The 21,035-nt window shown below is 62.9% G+C and carries 16 protein-coding genes; 12 read left to right on the forward strand and 4 right to left on the reverse strand.

The window, feature by feature from the left end:
- The first annotated feature begins 78 nt into the window (after nucleotides 1-78).
- The 5 genes from ACIOVF_RS18090 to ACIOVF_RS18110 all read left to right on the forward strand — a co-directional run bounded on the left by ACIOVF_RS18090 (nucleotide 79) and on the right by ACIOVF_RS18110 (nucleotide 6,871).
- A complete protein-coding gene (locus ACIOVF_RS18090; RefSeq protein ID WP_045195410.1) occupies nucleotides 79-1,017 on the forward strand; it encodes a rhodanese-related sulfurtransferase in 939 nt (312 codons plus the stop codon).
- Nucleotides 1,018-1,020: 3 nt separating this feature from the next.
- The gene (locus ACIOVF_RS18095; RefSeq protein ID WP_045195409.1) at nucleotides 1,021-1,653 is read left to right on the forward strand and encodes a DsbA family protein; all 633 of its coding nucleotides are present in this window, start codon (nucleotides 1,021-1,023) and stop codon (nucleotides 1,651-1,653) included.
- Complete coding sequence (locus tag ACIOVF_RS18100; protein ID WP_045195408.1) at nucleotides 1,646-3,478, forward strand: ABC transporter ATP-binding protein; 1,833 nt, start codon at nucleotides 1,646-1,648, stop codon at nucleotides 3,476-3,478. Before ACIOVF_RS18095 ends, ACIOVF_RS18100 begins: the two co-directional genes overlap by 8 nt.
- Before the next feature lie 105 nt (nucleotides 3,479-3,583).
- On the forward strand, nucleotides 3,584-6,040 hold the full coding sequence (locus ACIOVF_RS18105) for an EAL domain-containing protein (protein ID WP_401291271.1): 2,457 nt from the start codon (nucleotides 3,584-3,586) through the stop codon (nucleotides 6,038-6,040).
- Between the two features lie 36 nt (nucleotides 6,041-6,076).
- Nucleotides 6,077-6,871 (forward strand): TenA family transcriptional regulator, encoded by a 795-nt coding sequence (locus tag ACIOVF_RS18110; protein ID WP_093380409.1) that lies wholly within the window; start codon nucleotides 6,077-6,079, stop codon nucleotides 6,869-6,871.
- Nucleotides 6,872-6,873: 2 nt separating this feature from the next.
- Here the strand turns inward: ACIOVF_RS18110 and ACIOVF_RS18115 are convergent, their stop codons facing one another.
- The 4 genes from ACIOVF_RS18115 to ACIOVF_RS18130 form a co-directional block, all read right to left on the reverse strand.
- Nucleotides 6,874-7,614: a YciK family oxidoreductase gene (locus ACIOVF_RS18115; RefSeq protein ID WP_045195402.1), complete on the reverse strand. Its 741-nt coding sequence runs from the start codon at nucleotides 7,612-7,614 to the stop codon at nucleotides 6,874-6,876.
- A 78-nt stretch (nucleotides 7,615-7,692) separates the two neighbouring features.
- Nucleotides 7,693-8,364: an N-acetylmuramic acid 6-phosphate phosphatase MupP gene (gene mupP, locus ACIOVF_RS18120; RefSeq protein ID WP_401291276.1), complete on the reverse strand. Its 672-nt coding sequence runs from the start codon at nucleotides 8,362-8,364 to the stop codon at nucleotides 7,693-7,695.
- Nucleotides 8,365-8,366: 2 nt separating this feature from the next.
- Nucleotides 8,367-9,065: a bifunctional 2-polyprenyl-6-hydroxyphenol methylase/3-demethylubiquinol 3-O-methyltransferase UbiG gene (gene ubiG / locus ACIOVF_RS18125; RefSeq protein ID WP_045195398.1), complete on the reverse strand. Its 699-nt coding sequence runs from the start codon at nucleotides 9,063-9,065 to the stop codon at nucleotides 8,367-8,369.
- A 61-nt stretch (nucleotides 9,066-9,126) separates the two neighbouring features.
- Nucleotides 9,127-10,458: a TRZ/ATZ family hydrolase gene (locus ACIOVF_RS18130; RefSeq protein ID WP_401291280.1), complete on the reverse strand. Its 1,332-nt coding sequence runs from the start codon at nucleotides 10,456-10,458 to the stop codon at nucleotides 9,127-9,129.
- Nucleotides 10,459-10,566: 108 nt separating this feature from the next.
- On the opposite strand from ACIOVF_RS18130, the gene mtnA reads away from it, so the two are divergent.
- From mtnA to ACIOVF_RS18165, 7 genes are all read left to right on the forward strand, one after another.
- On the forward strand, nucleotides 10,567-11,643 hold the full coding sequence (mtnA, locus tag ACIOVF_RS18135; RefSeq protein ID WP_401291283.1) for an S-methyl-5-thioribose-1-phosphate isomerase: 1,077 nt from the start codon (nucleotides 10,567-10,569) through the stop codon (nucleotides 11,641-11,643).
- A gap of 278 nt (nucleotides 11,644-11,921) precedes the next feature.
- Nucleotides 11,922-14,564: a DNA gyrase subunit A gene (gene gyrA, locus ACIOVF_RS18140; protein ID WP_213603501.1), complete on the forward strand. Its 2,643-nt coding sequence runs from the start codon at nucleotides 11,922-11,924 to the stop codon at nucleotides 14,562-14,564.
- Nucleotides 14,565-14,665: 101 nt separating this feature from the next.
- Nucleotides 14,666-15,751, forward strand: coding sequence for a 3-phosphoserine/phosphohydroxythreonine transaminase (serC, locus tag ACIOVF_RS18145; protein WP_045195761.1), 1,086 nt, complete (start codon nucleotides 14,666-14,668; stop codon nucleotides 15,749-15,751).
- Nucleotides 15,751-16,845 (forward strand): prephenate dehydratase, encoded by a 1,095-nt coding sequence (gene pheA / locus ACIOVF_RS18150; RefSeq protein WP_093380418.1) that lies wholly within the window; start codon nucleotides 15,751-15,753, stop codon nucleotides 16,843-16,845. The genes serC and pheA overlap by 1 nt, the downstream gene beginning before the upstream one ends.
- 43 nt (nucleotides 16,846-16,888) lie before the next feature.
- Nucleotides 16,889-19,129 carry a bifunctional prephenate dehydrogenase/3-phosphoshikimate 1-carboxyvinyltransferase gene (locus ACIOVF_RS18155; protein WP_045195387.1) on the forward strand — a complete coding sequence of 747 codons (2,241 nt, stop codon included), beginning with the start codon at nucleotides 16,889-16,891 and terminating at the stop codon, nucleotides 19,127-19,129.
- The gene (gene cmk / locus ACIOVF_RS18160) at nucleotides 19,126-19,812 is read left to right on the forward strand and encodes a (d)CMP kinase (protein ID WP_045195385.1); all 687 of its coding nucleotides are present in this window, start codon (nucleotides 19,126-19,128) and stop codon (nucleotides 19,810-19,812) included. The genes ACIOVF_RS18155 and cmk overlap by 4 nt, the downstream gene beginning before the upstream one ends.
- Before the next feature lie 125 nt (nucleotides 19,813-19,937).
- Nucleotides 19,938-21,035 (forward strand): 30S ribosomal protein S1 (locus ACIOVF_RS18165; RefSeq protein WP_401291289.1); only part of this gene is annotated, 1,098 nt, incomplete at its 3' end.

Below are 21,035 nucleotides of genomic sequence, written 5' to 3' on the forward strand. Positions count from 1 at the left end.
ACGCGCCGCTTGTCGGCGCGTTTTTATTTGGCATCCGGTCCGCCCTTTGCGAGGGTGACCACCTGGAGAAGTTACTGCATGTCCCAAGCTATCGTCGTTGCGGCGCTGTACAAATTCGTCACCCTGAAAGATTACCTCGAGCTGCGCGAGCCGCTGCTCGAGAGCATGATGGCCAATGGCATCAAGGGCACCTTGTTGCTGGCCGAGGAAGGTATCAACGGCACCGTCTCCGGTACCCGTGAAGGCATCGACGGCCTGCTGGCCTGGCTGCGCAGTGATGCGCGCCTGGTGGATATCGACCACAAAGAGTCCTACTGCGACGAACAGCCGTTCTACCGCACCAAGGTCAAGCTCAAGAAAGAGATCGTCACCCTTGGCGTGGCGGGCGTTGACCCGAACTACAAGGTCGGTACCTACGTCGAGCCCCAGGACTGGAACGCGCTGATCAGCGACCCTGAAGTGCTGCTGATCGACACCCGCAACGACTACGAAGTGGCGATCGGCACCTTCGAAGGCGCGATCGACCCCAAGACCACCACCTTCCGCGAGTTCCCCGAGTACATCAAGGCCAACTTCGACCCGGCCAAGCACAAGAAAGTGGCGATGTTCTGCACCGGCGGCATTCGTTGCGAAAAAGCCTCCAGCTATATGCTCGGCGAGGGTTTCGAAGAGGTCTATCATCTTAAGGGCGGGATCCTCAAATACCTCGAAGAGGTGCCACAGGATCAAAGCCGCTGGCAGGGCGACTGCTTCGTGTTCGACAACCGGGTCACCGTGCGTCACGACCTGACCGAGGGCGATTACGACCAGTGCCATGCCTGCCGCACCCCGATCAGCGTGGAAGACCGTGCGTCCGAGCACTACTCGCCAGGCATCAGCTGCCCGCATTGCTGGGACAGCCTGAGCGAAAAGACCCGGCGCAGCGCCATTGACCGGCAGAAGCAGATCGAACTGGCCAAGGCGCGCAATCAGCCTCACCCGATCGGTCACAACTACCGCAAAGCTGCCGAGGCCTGATTGATGTCCGCACGCCTGCTGTATGTGATGGACCCGATGTGCTCATGGTGCTGGGGCTTTGCCCCGGTCGCCGAGGCCCTGATCGCCCAGGCACAGGCGGCGGGCGTGCCGACCCGGGTGGTGCTCGGCGGCCTGCGTTCCGGCAGCCGTGCGCTGGATGCCTCGACCCGCGGCTACATCCTTGATCACTGGCAGGCGGTACACGACGCCACCGGGCAGGATTTTCAATTCGAAGGCGCACTGCCTGACGGTTTTGTCTACGACACCGAGCCTGCCTGTCGGGCCCTGGTCACCGCCCGTAGCCTTGACCCGCAATACGTGGGTGCCTTGCTCAAGCTGATCCAGCAAGCCTTCTACCAGCGCGGCGAAGACGTCACTCGTGCGCCCTTGCTGGTAGAACTGGCCGAGCAGGCCGGTTACCAGCGCGCCGCCTTTGCCGAAGCCTTTACCAGCGCCGAACAGCGCGCGGCCACGGCGGCGGACTTCACCTGGGTCCAGGACCTGGGCATTGCCGGTTTCCCGACCCTGCTGGCCGAACGCAATGGCCAGCTGGCCTTGCTGACCAATGGCTATCAAGCCCTCGAATCGCTTGAGCCGCTGCTCGGCCGCTGGCTGCAGCAGGCCGCCTGTGCTTGACCTGCCGGGTTCACCCGACCCGGTACCAGGGCCAGGCCCTGTGCATGCTGATCGCTTGAGCTGGGCAGAAATCCGCCGCCTGGCCCTGCGCCATAAAAAAGCCCTGTGGATCGCCAACGGCGTGGCCGTGCTGGCGGCGTTGTGCAGTGTGCCGATCCCCTTGCTGCTGCCGTTGCTGGTCGACGAAGTGCTGCTCGGCCATGGCGATGCCGCGCTCAAATGGATGAACCAGTTCCTGCCCGGCAACTGGCAGGTTGCTGGCGGCTACATCGGCCTGATGCTGGTATTCACCCTGACCCTGCGCTGCGCCGCCCTGGCCTTCAACGTGGTGCAGGCCAAGCTGTTCGCCGGCCTTGCCAAAGACATCGTCTACCGCTTGCGCATTCGCCTGATCGAGCGCCTCAAGCGCATTTCCCTGAGTGAATACGAAAGCCTGGGCAGCGGTACCGTGACCACCCACCTGGTCACCGACCTGGACACCCTCGACAAGTTCGTCGGCGAAACCCTCAGCCGCTTCCTGGTGGCCATGCTGACCCTGACCGGCACCGCCGCCATCCTTATGTGGATGCACTGGAAGCTGGCGCTGCTGATCCTGCTGTTCAACCCCTTGGTGATCTTCGCCACGGTGCAGTTGGGCAAGCGGGTCAAGCACCTGAAGAAGCTTGAGAACGACAGCACCTCGCGCTTCACCCAGGCGCTGACCGAGACCCTCGACGCGATCCAGGAAATCCGTGCCAGCAACCGCCAGGGCTATTTCCTCGGCCGCCTTGGCCTGCGCGCCCAGGAGGTACGCAACTACGCCGTCGCCTCGCAGTGGAAAAGCGACGCGAGCGGGCGTGCCAGCGGCTTGCTGTTCCAGTTCGGCATCGATATTTTCCGCGCTGCGGCGATGCTCACGGTGCTGTTCTCCGACCTCTCGATCGGGCAGATGCTGGCGGTGTTCAGCTACCTGTGGTTCATGATCGGCCCGGTCGAGCAACTGCTCAACCTGCAATACGCCTACTACGCCGCTGGCGGCGCCCTGAGCCGGCTCAACGAGCTGCTGGCGCGGGCCGACGAGCCGCAATACCCCGGTGGCGTCGACCCGTTCAAGGGCCGCGACACTGTCGGCATCGAGGTGCAGGGCCTGCGCTTTGCCTACAACGACGAGCCGGTGCTCGACCAGCTCAACCTGTCGATTGCCCCCGGCGAAAAGGTCGCCATCGTCGGCGCCAGTGGCGGTGGCAAGAGCACCCTGGTGCAACTGCTGCTAGGCCTGTACAGCGCCCAGGCCGGGACCATCCGCTTTGGTGGCTCGACCCTGCAGGAAATCGGCCTGGAAACCCTGCGCGAGCATGTTGCGGTGGTACTCCAGCACCCGTCGCTGTTCAACGACACGGTGCGCGCCAACCTGACCATGGGCCGCGACTGCAGCGATGATGCCTGCTGGCAGGCGCTGAACATCGCCCAGCTCGACGCTACCATCGCCGCCTTGCCGCAAGGCCTGGACAGCGTGGTTGGTCGCTCCGGGGTGCGTTTGTCCGGTGGCCAGCGTCAGCGCCTGGCCATTGCGCGGATGGTGCTGGCCGAGCCCAAGGTGGTGATTCTCGACGAGGCCACCTCGGCCCTGGATGCGGCCACCGAATACAACCTGCACCAGGCCCTGACCCGTTTTCTCAGCGCCCGTACCACGCTGATCATTGCCCACCGCCTGTCGGCGGTGAAGCAGGCCGACCGGGTGCTGGTGTTTGACGGCGGCCATGTCGCCGAGGACGGCGATCACCAGCAATTGATCGCCGAAGGTGGCTTGTACGCCAAGCTGTACGGCCATTTGCAACAGAGTTAGGGCAAATTGGTTAGCAAGTGAGAAAAGCTCTGCAGGATTAATGGCAAATAGCCTAGGCTGTGCTTTGGTAGGTGGGATTCATCCGGCTCTGTTGCAAGGGACCTCATGAAGCGAAAACGGACTCTCGAAGCGCCAAAGTTGTTGGGCATTATCTGGCCATTTGTTGCTGTGGTGCTGTTTCAGGCCTTGCTCGGGAGCATCAGCCTGTACGCGCTGTCGGCAGTGCGTGGTTATGTGGCGGGCGAGAGCCTGTGGTCCAAGGGCCAGAAAGACGCCATCTATTACCTCAATCAATACGCTGACAGCCGCGACGAGGCGGTCTTCAAGAAGTATCGCAAGGCCCTCGCCGTGCCCCAGGGCGGCCATGACCTGCGCGTAGCCCTCGACTTGCCGAGCCCGGATATCGATGCCGCGCGCCGTGGCATCCTCCAGGGCGGCAACCATCCCGACGACGTTTCCAGCGTGATCTGGCTGTACCTGAACTTTCATCAGGTCAGCTATATGCAAAAGGCTATCGAGCTGTGGGCGGTCGGTGACGGATTTCTGCGCCAGCTGGACGAAGTGGCCGAGCAGATGCATAGCGGTTTTCGCACCGGCCAGGCCGACGCCCGCAGCGTTGCCGGCTGGAAGGCGCAGATTGCCGCGATCAACGATGCCGTGACCCCGGCCGCGCGGGCGTTCAGCGATGCCCTGGGCGAAGGCTCGCGGATGTTGCTGCGGGTGCTGCTGGTCACTAACCTCGCTACTGCGCTGTTTCTGATTGCCCTGGCCTGGATGCGCTCGAGCAAGCTACTGGCCCAGCGCCAGGCTTTTGCCAATGCCCTTGAGGTGGAGAAGGAGCGGGCGCAGATCACTCTTGAATCGATCGGCGATGGCGTGATCACCACCGATGTCGAAGGCTGCATCGCCTACATGAACCCGGCCGCCGAGCAGTTGACCCACTGGCATGCCGCCCAGGCCCAGGGCCTGCCGCTGGCGGCGCTGTTCAGCCTGCTCGACGAGAACGCCGAAAAAGACAGCCTGACCCTGGTCGAGCGCGTGCTTGAAGGTGGCCTCAAGGGTGGCAGCGAACACACCAAGTTGATCCAGCGCCTGGACGGCAGCACCGTGTCAGTGACGCTGGTGGGCGCGCCGATCATGGCCGAAGGCAAGGTCAGCGGTATTGTCCTGGTACTGCACGACATGACCCAGGAACGCCAGTACATCGCCAACCTGTCCTGGCAGGCGACTCACGACGCCCTGACTGGCCTGGCCAACCGTCGCGAGTTCGAATATCGCCTGGAGCTGGCGCTCAACGCCATGGCGCGCAAGCCGGCACGGCATTCGCTGATGTTCCTCGACCTGGACCAGTTCAAGCTGGTCAACGATACCTGCGGCCATGCCGCGGGCGATGAACTGCTGCGCCATATCTGCGCGGTGCTCCAGGCCGGCCTGCGCGAAGGCGACACCCTGGCGCGGCTGGGCGGCGACGAGTTCGGCATCCTCCTCGAAAACTGCCCACAGGAGCAGGCCGAGCGCATTGCCGAGAGCCTGCGACAGGCCGTGCAGAGCCTGCATTTCGTCTGGAAAGGGCGACCGTTCATGACCACCGTGAGCCTGGGCCTGGTGCATATCGCCCAGGGCCCGACCACCCTCGAAGCTTCGCTGCGGGCCGCCGACATGGCCTGCTACATGGCCAAGGAGAAGGGCCGCAACCGCGTACAGGTGTACCACGCCGACGACAGCGAGCTGTCCATGCGCTTTGGCGAGATGGCCTGGATCCAGCGCCTGCACGTTGCCCTGGAAGAAAACCGCTTCTGCCTGTATGCCCAGGAAATTGCCGCCCTCGGCCCCCATGAGGGCGCCGGGCATATCGAGATTCTGCTGCGCCTGCATGACGAGAGCGGGCGCATTATTCTGCCCGACAGCTTCATCCCCGCCGCCGAGCGCTATGGCCTGATGACTGCGCTGGACCGCTGGGTGGTGCGCAGTGTGTTCAAGGTCATCCGCCAGTGCCTGGACGAGCAGCGCGAAGGCCCGTTGGCCATGTGCGCGATCAACCTGTCGGGCAGCAGTATCGGTGACGACAAGTTCCTTGAATACCTGCAAAGGTTGTTCAGCGAGTTCGCCATTCCGCCGCACATGATTTGTTTCGAAATAACCGAAACCAGCGCCATCGCCAACCTTGGCAGCGCCATACGCTTTATCAACGAGCTCAAGGGCCTAGGTTGCCGGTTCTCGCTGGATGACTTTTGCGCCGGTATGTCGTCGTTCGCTTATTTGAAGCATTTGCCTGTAGACTTTCTGAAAATCGACGGAAGTTTTGTCAAGGACATGCTCGATGACCCGATCAACCGGGCCATGGTCGAGGTGATCAATCACATCGGTCACGTGATGGGCAAACGCACCATTGCCGAGTTTGTCGAAACCCCGTTGATCGAGCAGGCCCTGCAGGAAATTGGCGTCGACTACGCCCAGGGATACCTGATCGAGCGGCCACAGGTGTTCACCTGTGACAGCTTGCAGCGCAAACGGATTGCTGCAAGGCCCCTGTTGTTCAAGGCGCCGGGGACCTTTCGCTGAGATCCACCGATAATCACAAGGAACAAGGAGCTGACAGTGATTGACGCGTTCATACGTACTGGTCCATTGATGGACCCCAGCAGTTACCCGCTTTGGGCCCAGCAGTTGATCAAGGACTGCAGCGAGAGCAAGCGTCGGGTGGTGGAGCACGAGCTTTATCAACGCATGCGCGATGGCCGCCTCAGTGGCCGGACCATGCGCCAGTACCTGATTGGTGGCTGGCCGGTGGTCGAGCAGTTCTCCCTTTACATGGCCAAGAACCTCACCAAGACCCAGTACGCCCGCCACCCTGGTGAAGACATGGCGCGGCGCTGGCTTATGCGCAACATTCGCGTTGAACTCAACCACGCCGATTACTGGCGGTTCTGGGCCCAGGCCCATGGCGTCAGCCTCGAAGAGCTGCAGGCGCAGGAAGTTCCCAGCGAACTCAATGCCCTCAGCGACTGGTGCTGGCACACCTGTGCGACCGATGCGCTGGTAGTGGCGATTGCCGCCACCAACTACGCCATCGAAGGCGCAACCGGCGAGTGGTCGGCGGTGGTGTGCTCAACCGGTGTCTATGCCCAGGGTTTCCCGGAAGAGGGTCGCAAGCGCGCCATGAAATGGCTGAAGATGCACGCCCAGTACGATGACGCGCACCCGTGGGAGGCTTTGGAGATCGTCTGCACCCTGGCCGGCAACAACCCGTCGGCGGCGCTGCAAACCGAACTGCGCCGGGCCGTCTGCAAGAGCTACGACTATATGTTCCTGTTCCTTGAACGCTGCATGCAGCAAGAACAGGAACAGCGCCAGCAGCCCGCCCGGGCCCGGGCGGAGCTGGCCGAGGGCTGAGCTTACTGGGCGTTGAACGCCTGGCCGTTGATGCCTGTGCTGTCCGGGCCCATCAGGTACAGGTAGACCGGCATGATCTGCTCTGGCAGCGGATTGTTTTCCGGTGTTTCTGCAGGGTAGGCCTGGGCGCGCATGCTGGTGCGGGTGGCGCCCGGGTTGACACTGTTGGCCCGCACCGGCGCCACCCCTTCAAGCTCGTCGGCGAGGGTCTGCATCAGGCCCTCGGTGGCGAACTTCGACACTCCATAGGCACCCCAGTAGGCCCGGCCTTTGCGCCCGACGCTGCTGGAGGTGAAGATCACCGAGGCATCGGCCGACAGCTTGAGCAGCGGCAGCAGGGTGCTGGTGAGCATGAACATGGCATTGACGTTGATCTGCATCACGCGCATGAAGTTGTCGCCCGAGAGCTGCTCCAGCGGCGTGCGCGGGCCGATGATCGAGGCGTTGTGCAACAGGCCGTCGATATGCCCGAACTCGGCTTCGATCATCGCCGCCAGTTCGTCGTACTGGTGCGGCAGGGCGGTTTCCAGGTTGAACGGAATGACCGCAGGCTTGGGGTGGCCGGCCGCTTCGATCTCGTCGTAGACCTGGCTCAGGTTGGCTTCGGTCTTGCCCAGCAGCAAGACGGTGGCGCCATGGGCGGCATAGCTCTTGGCCGCAGCCGCACCGATGCCGCGACCGGCACCGGTGACCAGGATGGTCCGGCCCTTGAGCAGGTCGGGGCGGGCAGAGTAATCGAACATGGGGTTACCTCCTGGAAATGGGTGTGACTTCATCGCGGGGCTGTGGGAGCGGGCTTGCCCCGCGATGCGTGTCTGAAATCAGCAGCCGCAAAGCGCGTTGTCGAGCACCTTGCGCAGCTCCAGCGGATGGTCGACCACCACATCCGCACCCCAGTTGTTGGGGTTGTCATCTGGATGAATATAGCCGTAGCGCACCGCAGCAGTACGGGTGCCGGCATCGCGGCCCGACTCGATGTCGCGCAGGTCGTCGCCGACGAACAGCACGCTGGCCGGGTCCAGGTTGAGGGTCTTGCAGGCGAGGATCAGCGGCTCGGGGTCTGGCTTGCTGTTCTTCACGTGGTCCGGGCAGATCAACAGCGCCGAACGCTCGCTCAGGCCCAGTTGCTGCATGATCGGCTCGGCGAAGCGCACCGGCTTGTTGGTGACCACGCCCCAGATCAGCTTGCCTTTCTCGATGTCGGCCAGCAGTTCGGCCATGCCGTCGTAGAGCTTGCTGTGCACCGCGCAACCTTGCTGGTAACGCTCGAGGAATTCCAGGCGCAAGGCCTCGAAGCCTTCGTCCTCAGGGTCGAGGTTGAAGGTCACCGAGACCATGGCCTTGGCACCGCCCGAGACCACGTCGCGAATTTTCTGGTCTTCGATTGCCGGCAGGCCGCGCTCGGCGAGCATGGCCTGGCAGATGGCGATGAAGTCCGGCGCCGTGTCGAGCAGGGTGCCGTCCATGTCGAAAAGTACCGCTCGCAAACGCATGCTTATTCCTCGCGCAGGGTCTGGATCATGTAGTTGACGTCAACGTCGTTGGCCAGCTTGTAATGCTTGGTCAGCGGGTTGTAGGTCAGGCCGGTGATGTCCTTGACGGTCAGGCCGGCGTCGCGGCTCCAGGCGCCGAGCTCGGACGGGCGGATGAATTTCTTGAAGTCATGGGTGCCGCGCGGCAGCAGCTTCATGATGTATTCGGCGCCGATGATGGCGAACAGGTAGGCCTTGGGGTTGCGGTTGATGGTCGAGAGGAACACCTGGCCACCGGGCTTGACCATACGGAAGCACGCGCGAATTACTGAGGAAGGGTCTGGCACGTGCTCGAGCATTTCAAGGCAGGTGACCACGTCGAACTGCTCGGGCATCTCTTCGGCCAGGGCCTCGGCGGTGATCTGCCGGTACTCGACGTTGACCCCGGACTCGAGCTGATGCAGCTGGGCCACGGCCAGCGGCGCCTCACCCATGTCGATACCGGTCACAGTGGCGCCGCGCAGGGCCATCGCTTCGCTGAGGATGCCGCCGCCACAGCCGATGTCGAGGACCTTCTTGCCGGCCAGCTTGACCCGCTCGTCGATCCAGTTGACCCGCAGCGGGTTGATGTCGTGCAGTGGCTTGAACTCGCTTTCGCGGTCCCACCAGCGGTGGGCCAGGGCTTCGAACTTGGCGATTTCGGCGTGGTCGACGTTGCTCATGGAACAGTCCTCTGAAACTTGGATAATTTGCTTTTGCCCGCCAGCACTGGCTGCCGGACGTTTATTCGTTGCGCGCGCCGATCCGCTGGCCCCAGGCACAGGCGGTGGCGTACAGGGCCTGTTCGTCCAGGCGGGTCAGGCGCCGGTCGTCAAGCAGTGGCTTGCCGGCGACCCAGACATGCTTCACGCAGTCCCGGCCGCTGGTGTAGATCAATTGCGACACCGGGTCATACAGCGGTTGCTGGGCCAGGCCGGAAAGGTCGAACGCGACCAGGTCGGCGGCCTTGCCCACTTCCAGCGAACCGGTGATCGCCTCCAGGCCCAGTGCCCGGGCGCCGTTGAGGGTGGCCATGCGCAACGCCCGGTGGGCATCCAGGGCGCTGGCCGAGCCGGCCACGGCCTTGGCCAGCAGCGCCGCGGTACGGGTTTCGCCGAGCAGGTCGAGGTCATTGTTGCTGGCCGCCCCGTCGGTACCGACGGCGACGTTGACGCCGGCCTGCCACAAGCGCTCGACCGGGCAGAAACCGCTGGCCAGCTTGAGGTTGGACTCCGGGCAGTGCACCACACTGGTGTTGCTTTCTACCAGCAGGGCCAGATCCTCGTCGCTGACCTGGGTCATGTGAGCCGCCTGCAGGCGCGGCCCGAGCAGGCCCAGGCGAGCCAGCCGGGCCAGCGGGCGCTCGCCGCGGGTGTGCAGCGATTGCTCGACCTCCAGGGCGGTTTCATGGATATGCATGTGGATCGGCGCGTCGAGCTCTTCGGCGATGACGCGGATCTTTTCCAGGTTGGCGTCGCTGACCGTGTACGGCGCGTGCGGGCCCAGGGCCACGGTGATGCGCGGGTGGTGGCGCAGGTCGCCGAACAGCTCGATGCCCAGCTGCAGGGCTTCTTCGGTGCTGCGCGCACCAGGGATCGGGAAATCCATCAGGGGCACGGCGATTTGCGCGCGGATGCCGCTGTGGTGCACGCGCTCGCTGGCTACCTTGGGGTAGAAGTACATGTCGCTGAAGCAGGTGATGCCGCCTTTTACCTGCTCGGCGATGGCAAGGTCGGTGCCGTCGCGGACGAAATCTTCGTCGACCCAGCGCTCTTCGGCCGGCCAGATCTGCTCCTGCAGCCAGGTCATCAGCGCCAGGTCGTCGGCCAGGCCGCGAAACAGGGTCATCGCCGCATGGCCGTGGGCGTTGACCAGCCCCGGGCTGAGCAGGCAGCCCGGCAGCTCGCGGGTTTGCGCCGCGATGAACGCCTGGGCCTGGCTGCGCGGGCCGATGAACACGATCTGCCCGTCGCGCACGCCCAGGGCATGGTCCTGCAAAACCACCCCGGCAGGCTCGACCGGCACCAGCCAGGCAGGCAGGAGCAGCAGGTCGAGCGGCAAAGCGGGTTTGGGCATGTCAGGTTTCCCTGGGCGATAGAAGGTGAGGGCGAAGTATACCCGAGCGTCCGCGCCTGGGGCTCGCTATAATCGTCCGCTTTTGATGTCCGAATGATGGGGTGAGGCATGCGCGATCGACTAATGGCAGCAGAGAAGGTGAAAGCCATCGATTGGCGGGATGGCACCCTCTATCTGCTCGACCAGCGCGCGTTGCCGTCGGCGCAGGTCTGGCTGGTCTGCAAGGACGCCGCCGCAGTGGCCGAGGCTATCCGCACAATGGTGGTGCGCGGCGCCCCGGCCATTGGCATCAGCGCCGCCTACGGCCTGGCCATGGCGATTGCCCAGCGCCTGGCCGCCGGCGGTGACTGGGAAATGGCCCTGGAAGAGGATTTCGAGCTGCTGGTGCACGCGCGGCCGACCGCCGCCAACCTGTTCTGGGCCCTGAACCGCATGCGTGAGCGCCTGCTGCGGCTCAAGGATGGCGATGACGTGCAGGCCATCATGGCGGCTGAGGCCGTGGCCATTCATGAAAGCGACCGTGAAGCCAACCTGACCATGGCCCAGCTAGGCGTCGACCTGATCCGCAAGCACCAGGGCAACGAACAGGCCATTCTCACCCATGGCAACACCGGGGCCCTGGCCACCGGCGGCTTCGGTACCGCCCTCGGGGTGGTGCGCGGCGCTTACCTGGAAGGCATGATCGAGCGCGTCTATGTCGATGAAACCCGCCCGTGGCTGCAGGGCTCGCGCCTGAGCGCCTGGGAGCTGGCCGGCGAGGGTATCCCGGCTACCATCACTGCCGACTCGGCGGCTGCCCACCTGATGAAAACCAAGGGCATCACCTGGGTGATCGTCGGCGCCGAGCGCATTACTGCCAATGGCGATGTGGCGAGCAAGATCGGCACCTACCAGCTGGCGGTCAATGCCATGCACCACGGCGTGCGCTTCATGGTCGTGGCGCCGAGTTCGAGCATCGACATGAACCTTGAAAGCGGCGACGACATCCTCCTTGAAGAGCGCAGCCCCAGCGAGTTGCTGGAGCTCGGCGGCGAGTCGCTAGGCGCCGACTTCGAGGCGTTCAATCCGGTCTTTGATGTAACTCCGGCCGACCTGATCGACGTGATCATCACCGAGAAAGGCATCGTCGAGCGCCCGGACACGGTGAAGATGGCGCAACTGATGTGTCGCAAGCGTTTGCATTGAGTCTTTGCCGTCGTCTGCGGCCTGTTGTAGCGGCTAACGGGCGTTATCGACGAGCAGTAGGGTAGTAGTGCCGCAGGCTACTCCCACCCTCTGGGCGATTGTGGTAACATCCGACGGTTTCCAAGGCCGCCCTGCGGGGCTGTCTTTACTGCGCAGATCCATGGCATAACTCGTTGATTTGTCGTAAGTCGTTGCAAGGAGTCACTTTGCAGCGGCGAGCTTCGTTCGTCCCATATGGATGTGACGAGGTTTCACCAGAAAAAGGAATCAGGCTTCTCATGGGCGAACTGGCCAAAGAAATCCTCCCGGTCAATATCGAAGACGAGCTGAGACAGTCCTACCTCGACTACGCGATGAGCGTCATTGTCGGGCGTGCACTGCCCGATGCGCGTGATGGCTTGAAGCCCGTGCATCGCCGCGTTCTGTATGCGATGAGCGAACTGGGTAACGACTGGAACAAACCGTACAAGAAATCCGCCCGTGTGGTCGGTGACGTGATCGGTAAGTACCACCCGCATGGTGATACCGCCGTTTACGACACCATCGTACGTATGGCCCAGCCGTTCTCGCTGCGTTACCTGCTGGTCGACGGCCAGGGTAACTTCGGTTCGGTCGACGGCGACAATGCCGCCGCCATGCGATACACCGAAGTGCGCATGACCAAGCTGGCCCACGAGCTGCTGGCCGACCTGCATAAAGAGACGGTCGACTGGGTACCCAACTACGACGGTACCGAGCAGATCCCGGCGGTCATGCCGACCAAGATCCCCAACCTGCTGGTCAACGGTTCCAGCGGTATCGCCGTGGGCATGGCGACCAACATTCCGCCGCACAACCTCGGTGAAGTCATCGACGGTTGCCTGGCGCTGATCGACAACGCCGACATCACTGTCGACGAACTGATGCAGTTCATCCCCGGCCCGGACTTCCCGACCGCGGCGATCATCAACGGTCGCCAGGGCATCATCGAGGCCTATCGCACCGGCCGTGGCCGTATCTACATGCGCGCCCGCTCGATGGTCGAAGACATCGACAAGGTCGGTGGCCGCCAGCAGATCGTCGTCACCGAGCTGCCGTACCAGCTGAACAAGGCGCGTCTGATCGAGAAGATCGCCGAGCTAGTCAAGGAGAAGAAGCTCGAAGGTATTACCGAGCTGCGCGACGAGTCCGACAAGGACGGTATGCGTATCGTCATCGAGCTGCGTCGTGGCGAAGTGCCTGAGGTGATCCTCAACAATCTCTACGCCCAGACCCAGCTGCAGAGCGTCTTCGGCATCAACGTGGTAGCGCTGATCGACGGCCGTCCACGGGTGCTGAACCTCAAGGAGCTGCTCGAGGCCTTCGTTCGCCACCGCCGCGAAGTGGTTACCCGCCGTACCGTGTTCGAACTGCGCAAGGCGCGTGAGCGCGGGCACATCCTTGAAGGCCAGGCGGTTGCCCTGTCCAACATCGATCCGGTGATCGCCCTGATCAAGGCTTCGCCAACGCCTTCCGAGGCCAAGGAAGCGCTGATCAGCACGCCGTGGGAATCCAGTGCCGTGCAGGTCATGGTCGAGCGCGCCGGCGCCGACTCCTGCCGTCCGGAGAACCTTGATCCGCAGTTCGGTCTGCGCGATGGCAAGTACTTCCTGTCGCCGGAACAGGCCCAGGCCATTCTCGACCTGCGCCTGCACCGCCTGACCGGCCTGGAGCACGAGAAGCTGCTGGCCGAGTACCAGGAGATCCTCAACCAGATCGGCGAGCTGATCCGCATCCTCAATAGCGCCGAGCGCCTGATGGAAGTTATCCGTGAAGAGCTGGAGCTGATCCGCGCCGAGTACGGCGACGTGCGCCGTACCGAGATCCTCGATGCGCGTCTGGACCTGACCCTGGGTGACATGATTCCGGAAGAAGACCGGGTCGTGACCATCTCTCATGGCGGCTACGCCAAGACCCAGCCACTGGCCGCCTACCAGGCCCAGCGTCGCGGTGGTAAAGGCAAGTCGGCTACCGGCGTCAAGGACGAGGACTACATCTCGCACCTGCTGGTCGCCAACAGCCACACCACCCTGCTGCTGTTCTCCAGCAAGGGCAAGGTGTACTGGCTCAAGACCTATGAAATCCCTGAAGCCTCCCGTGCCGCGCGCGGTCGGCCGCTGGTCAACCTGCTGCCGCTGGATGAGGGCGAGTACATTTCGACCATGCTGCCGGTCGAGGAATACACAGAAGGTCACTTCATCTTCATGGCCACCGCCAACGGCACCGTGAAGAAGACCCCGCTGGAATCCTTCAGCCGCCAGCGCAGTGTCGGCCTGATCGCCCTGGAGCTGGACGAAGGCGACGTACTGATTTCCGCGGCCATCACCGATGGCGAGCGTGAGGTCATGCTGTTCTCCGACGCCGGCAAGGTGACCCGCTTCAAGGAATCCGACGTTCGCGCCATGGGCCGTACTGCCCGCGGTGTACGCGGCATGCGTCTGGCAGAAGGGCAGAAGCTGATCTCGATGATCATCCCGGAAGAAGGCAGCCAGATCCTTACCGCCTCCGAGCGCGGCTACGGCAAACGTACTGCCATTAGCGAGTTCCCGGAGTACAAGCGTGGCGGTCAGGGCGTAATCGCCATGGTCAGCAACGAGCGTAACGGCCGTCTGGTCGGGGCTGTGCAGGTGCTCGACGGCGAAGAAATCATGCTGATTTCCGACCAGGGCACCCTGGTCCGTACCCGTGTCGGTGAAGTCTCCAGCCTGGGCCGTAATACCCAGGGTGTGACCCTCATCAAACTGGCCAGCGACGAGACCCTGGTGGGTCTGGAACGGGTCCAGGAGCCATCCGAAGAGGAAGGTGACGAGGACTTCGACGCCGACGTGGATGGCACCGAAGTGGACGCCGATGCGGCGCCACAGGCCGATGCCGCTGCCGACGAAGAGGCACAGCCGGAATAACCTATTAGTAGCGCAATCCTGGTGGGGGAGGTCGCGGCAGTCGGGCACGGCTCGCTGCCCGACCGGCTCCTGCGGACATCAAGAGCAGAGCGAGAGTGGATGTGAGCAAACGAGCCTTTAACTTCTGCGCAGGCCCTGCTGCGCTCCCTGACGCTGTACTGCAGCGCGCCCAGGCTGAAATGCTGAACTGGCGTGGCAAAGGCCTGTCGGTGATGGAGATGAGTCACCGTAGCGACGACTACGTGGCCATTGCCGAGAAGGCCGAGCAGGATCTGCGCGACCTGATGTCCATTCCTTCCAATTACAAGGTGCTGTTCCTGCAGGGCGGTGCGAGCCAGCAGTTCGCCGAGATTCCGCTCAACCTGCTGCCTGAAGACGGCACCGCCGACTATATCGAAACCGGTATCTGGTCGAAAAAAGCCATCGAAGAAGCCCGCCGCTACGGCAACATCAACGTTGCTGCCAGTGCCAAGGCCTACGACTACCTGGCCATCCCCGGTCAGAACGAATGGAACCTGAGCAACAACGCCGCCTACGTGCACTACGCCTCGAACGAGACCATCGGTGGTCTGGAGTTTGACTGGGTGCCGCAGACCGGTGACGTGCCGTTGGTGGTCGACATGTCCTCGGACATTCTCTCGCGCCCGATCGACGTCTCCAACTTCGGCCTGATCTACGCTGGCGCCCAGAAGAACATCGGCCCGAGCGGCCTAGTGGTGGTGATTGTCCGTGAAGACCTGCTCGGCCGCGCCCGCAGCAGTTGCCCGACCATGCTTGACTATAAGGTCGCGGCCGACAACGGCTCGATGTACAACACCCCGGCAACCTATTCCTGGTACCTGTCGGGGCTGGTCTTCGAGTGGCTGAAAGAGCAGGGCGGCGTCGAGGCCATGGAGCAGCGCAACCGGGCCAAGAAAGACCGCCTGTACGGCTTCATCGACAACAGCGACTTCTACACCAACCCGATCAGCGTCAACGCCCGTTCGTGGATGAACGTGCCGTTCCGCCTGGCCGACGAGCGCCTGGACAAGGCTTTCCTCGCCGGTGCCGACGCCCGTGGCCTGCTCAACCTCAAGGGGCACCGTTCGGTCGGTGGCATGCGTGCCTCGATCTACAACGCCCTGGGCCTGGACGCGGTCGAAGCGCTGGTTGGCTACATGGCTGAATTCGAGAAGGAGCACGGCTGATGTCGGAGCAGGAACTCAAGGCGCTGCGGGTGCGCATTGACAGCCTCGACGAGAAGATCCTCGAGCTGATCAGTGACCGTGCTCGCTGCGCGCAGGAAGTGGCGCGGGTCAAAACCGCGACCCTGGCCGAAGGCGAGACGCCGGTGTTCTACCGTCCCGAGCGCGAGGCGCAGGTGCTCAAGCGCGTCATGCAGCGCAACCAGGGGCCACTGGGCAACGAAGAGATGGCGCGGTTGTTCCGCGAAATCATGTCTTCGTGCCTGGCCCTGGAGCAACCGCTGAAGGTCGCCTACCTCGGCCCTGAGGGGACCTTCACCCAGGCCGCGGCGATGAAGCATTTCGGCCATGCGGTGATCAGCAAGCCGATGGCCGCCATCGACGAAGTGTTCCGCGAAGTGGCGGCCGGCGCCGTCAACTTCGGCGTGGTGCCGGTGGAGAACTCCACCGAGGGTGCGGTCAATCACACCCTCGACAGCTTCCTCGAGCACGACATGGTGATCTGCGGCGAAGTCGAGCTGCGTATTCACCACCACCTGCTGGTGGGTGAGAACACCAAGACCGACAGCATCAGCCGCATCTACTCCCACGCCCAGTCGCTGGCCCAGTGCCGCAAGTGGCTGGATGCCCATTACCCGAATGTCGAGCGCGTGGCGGTGTCGAGCAACGCCGAAGCGGCCAAGCGGGTCAAGGGCGAGTGGAACTCGGCGGCCATTGCCGGTGACATGGCGGCTGGCCTGTATGGCCTTACGCGCCTGGCCGAGAAGATCGAAGACCGGCCGGACAACTCCACGCGCTTTCTGATGATCGGTAACCAGGAAGTGCCGCCGACCGGCGACGACAAGACCTCGATCATCGTCTCCATGAGCAACAAGCCGGGCGCTTTGCACGAGTTGCTGGTGCCGTTCCACGAGAATGGTATTGACCTCACTCGTATCGAGACCCGTCCGTCGCGCAGCGGCAAATGGACCTACGTGTTCTTCATCGATTTCGTCGGCCACCACCGCGATCCGCTGATCAAGGCCGTGCTCGAGCAGATCAGTCAGGAAGCCGTGGCCCTGAAGGTGCTGGGTTCCTACCCGAAAGCGGTACTCTGAGGTATGAATGGCGTGCATGCAGTTTTGAACAGGGTCCAGCTCCGTGGTTGAAGTCGTGGTAAACAAGCCTGGGCCGATCATCGGCCGGCTGGTGGTGGTCGGGTTGGGCCTGATTGGCGGGTCTTTCGCCAAGGGCTTGCGTGAAAGCGGTCTGTGCCGCGAAGTGGTCGGTGTCGACCTTGATCCGCAGTCGCGCAAGCTGGCGGTGGAGCTGGGCGTGGTCGACCGCTGCGAAGAAGACCTCGCTGCCGCCTGCGTCGGCGCAGATGTCATTCAGCTGGCCGTGCCGATCCTGGCCATGGAAAAGCTCCTCGCGCGCCTGGCTCAACTGGATCTCGGCCAGGCGGTGCTGACCGACGTCGGCAGTGCCAAGGGTAATGTCGTGCGCGCCGCCCGCGAGGCCCTCGGTGCGCGATTGCCGCGTTTTGTACCCGGGCATCCGATTGCCGGCTCCGAGCAGAGCGGGGTGGAGGCTTCCAATGCTTCGCTGTTCCGCCGCCACAAAGTCATTCTCACGCCGCTGGCTGAAACCGAGCCGGCCGCGCTGGCGCTGGTCGATCAGCTCTGGCGTGCGCTTGAGGCCGATGTCGAGCACATGCAGGTCGAGCGTCACGACGAAGTCCTGGCCGCGACCAGCCACTTGCCACACCTGCTAGCCTTCGGCCTGGTCGATTCCCTGGCCAAGCGCAATGAAAACCTCGATATCTTCCGTTACGCTGCCGGAGGTTTCCGCGATTTCACGAGAATCGCCGGAAGCGACCCGGTCATGTGGCACGACATCTTTCTCGCCAATCGCGAGGCTGTCCTGCGCACGCTGGATACATTTCGCAGCGACCTCGACGCCTTGCGCGACGCGGTCGATGCAGGGGATGGGCATCAACTGCTGGGCGTCTTCACGCGCGCCCGTGTTGCCCGCGAGCATTTCAGTAAAATCCTGGCCCGCCGGGCCTATGTGGACGCTATGAACTCCAACGACCTGATTTTCCTGGCAAATCCTGGTGGCCGCGTGTCTGGCCGTATTCGTGTACCAGGTGACAAATCGATTTCCCATCGCTCGATCATGCTCGGCTCCCTGGCCGAAGGCACCACCGAAGTGGAAGGTTTCCTCGAGGGCGAAGACGCCCTGGCAACCTTGCAGGCCTTCCGCGACATGGGTGTGGTCATTGAAGGTCCGCACCATGGCCGTGTGACTATCCATGGTGTCGGCCTCAATGGCCTGAAGCCGCCACCGGGCCCGATCTACCTGGGTAACTCCGGTACCTCCATGCGTCTGCTCTCCGGCCTGCTGGCGGCGCAGCCGTTCGACACCGTGCTGACCGGCGATGCCTCGCTGTCCAAGCGGCCGATGAATCGCGTGGCCAACCCGCTGCGGGAAATGGGCGCGGTGATCGAAACTGCCGCCGAAGGTCGTCCGCCGATGACCATCCGTGGTGGCCACACCCTCAAGGCCCTGACCTACACGCTGCCGATGGCCAGTGCCCAGGTCAAATCCTGCCTGCTGCTGGCCGGCCTGTACGCCCAAGGCAAGACCACGGTTACCGAGCCTGCGCCAACCCGCGACCACACCGAGCGCATGCTCCGTGGCTTTGGTTACAGCGTTGACGTTGAGGGTCCTACGGCTTCGCTGGAATCTGGCGGCAAACTGACGGCAACTCATATCGAGGTCCCGGCGGATATTTCCTCGGCGGCGTTCTTCCTGGTGGCTGCATCGATTGCCGAAGGCTCCGAACTGCTGCTCGAGCACGTCGGCATCAACCCGACCCGTACCGGCGTCATCGATATCCTGCGCCTGATGGGCGGCGACATCACCCTGGAAAACCAGCGTGAAGTCGGCGGTGAGCCGGTGGCTGACCTGCGCGTACGCGGGGCTAAACTCAAAGGTATCGAGATCCCCGAGCACCTGGTACCGCTGGCCATCGACGAGTTCCCGGTGCTGTTCGTCGCCGCGGCCTGCGCCCAAGGCCGTACCGTGCTGCGCGGTGCCGAAGAGCTGCGGGTCAAGGAATCCGATCGCATCCAGGTCATGGCCGACGGCCTGCTGGCCCTGGGCGTAAAGTGCGAGCCAACCCCGGACGGCATTATCATCGACGGCGGCGTGATCGGCGGCGGCGAAGTGCACGGTCATGGCGACCATCGCATCTCCATGGCCTTCAGTGTGGCCTCGTTGCGCGCCACCGCGCCGATCCGCATCCATGATTGTGCCAACGTCGCGACCTCGTTCCCGAACTTCCTCGCCCTGTGCGCCGAAGTCGGCATCCGTGTGGCAGAAGAGGGCAAGTCGTGAATTCCAACGCACCGGTCATCACCATTGACGGGCCAAGCGGCTCGGGCAAGGGCACCGTCGCCGGCCTGCTGGCCCGCGAGCTGGGCTGGAAGCTGCTGGATTCCGGCGCGCTGTACCGCTTGCTGGCCTTCAACGCCAACAACCACGGTGTCGACCTGACCAACGAAGAATTGCTCAAGGCCCTGGCCGCACATCTGGATGTGCAGTTCATCGCCGCCGAGCCGGGCAAGCTGCAGCAGATCATTCTCGAAGGTGAGGATGTCAGCAATGTCATCCGTACCGAAACCGTGGGTGCCGGTGCTTCCATGGTTGCCTCGCTGCCGGCGGTGCGTGAAGCCTTGCTGCAGCGCCAGCGGGCGTTCCAGGAAGCGCCGGGGCTGATTGCCGACGGCCGCGACATGGGCACCGTGGTGTTCCCGGATGCGCCGCTCAAGGTTTTTCTGACCGCCAGCGCCGAGGAACGTGCCCGCCGTCGTTACTTGCAGTTGAAGGGCAAGGGCGAAGATGTTAGTCTGTCGAGTCTGCTAGATGAGATTCGTGCGCGCGATGAGCGCGACACCCAGCGCGCAGTGGCCCCGCTCAAGCCGGCGGCCGATGCGATCCAGCTGGATTCCACGGAGTTGTCCATCGAGCAGGTGTTGCAACGCATCAAGAGCGAGATCGCCCTGCGCGATATCGCCTGATGACCAGGAGAGCAGGCAGGGGCACCAGTCAACGTCCTGTCGGCTTTCCTTTATATGAACGAAACCCACATTGTCTGGAATGTGGCTGATGGGCGTATGTCCCGCCCTAATCTACAGGAATTAAAATGAGCGAAAGCTTTGCAGAACTCTTTGAAGAAAGCCTGAAAACCCTCAATCTTCAGCCGGGTGCGATTATCACCGGTATCGTTGTCGACATCGACGGCGACTGGGTTACCGTACATGCTGGCCTGAAGTCCGAGGGCGTCATCCCGCTCGAGCAGTTCTACAACGAAGCTGGCGAGCTGACCATCAAGGTCGGTGACGAAGTTCACGTTGCGCTGGACGCGGTCGAAGACGGCTTTGGCGAAACCAAACTGTCCCGTGAAAAAGCCAAGCGCGCCGAGTGCTGGATTGTTCTGGAAGCAGCTTTCGCCGCCGAAGAAGTGGTCAAGGGCGTTATCAACGGTAAGGTTAAAGGCGGCTTCACTGTCGACGTTAACGGTATCCGTGCGTTCCTGCCTGGTTCCCTGGTTGATGTCCGCCCAGTGCGCGACACCACCCACCTGGAAGGCAAAGAGCTGGAATTCAAGGTCATCAAACTGGACCAGAAGCGCAACAACGTTGTCGTTTCCCGTCGCAGCGTCCTGGAAGCCGAGAACAGCGCCGAGCGCGAAGCTCTGCTGGAATCCCTGCAGGAAGGCCAGCAAGTCAAAGGTATCGTCAAGAACCTCACCGACTACGGCGCATTCGTTGACCTGGGCGGCGTTGATGGCCTGCTGCACATCACCGACATGGCTTGGAAACGTATCAAGCACCCATCGGAAATCGTCAACGTTGGCGACGAGATCGATGTCAAGGTTCTGAAGTACGATCGCGAGCGCAATCGTGTATCCCTGGGTCTGAAGCAACTGGGTGAAGACCCATGGGTTGCTATCAAGGCTCGTTACCCAGAAAGCACCCGCGTCATGGCGCGTGTTACCAACCTGACCGACTACGGCTGCTTCGCAGAGCTGGAAGAAGGCGTGGAAGGCCTGGTACACGTTTCCGAAATGGACTGGACCAACAAGAACATCCATCCTTCGAAAGTCGTACAAGTCGGCGACGAAGTGGAAGTCATGGTTCTGGACATCGACGAAGAGCGTCGTCGTATCTCCCTGGGCATCAAACAGTGCAAGTCCAACCCATGGGAAGACTTCTCTGGCCAGTTCAACAAGGGCGACAAG

It is taken from the genome of Pseudomonas sp. NPDC087612, assembly GCF_044743505.1.
Lineage (GTDB): Bacteria > Pseudomonadota > Gammaproteobacteria > Pseudomonadales > Pseudomonadaceae > Aquipseudomonas.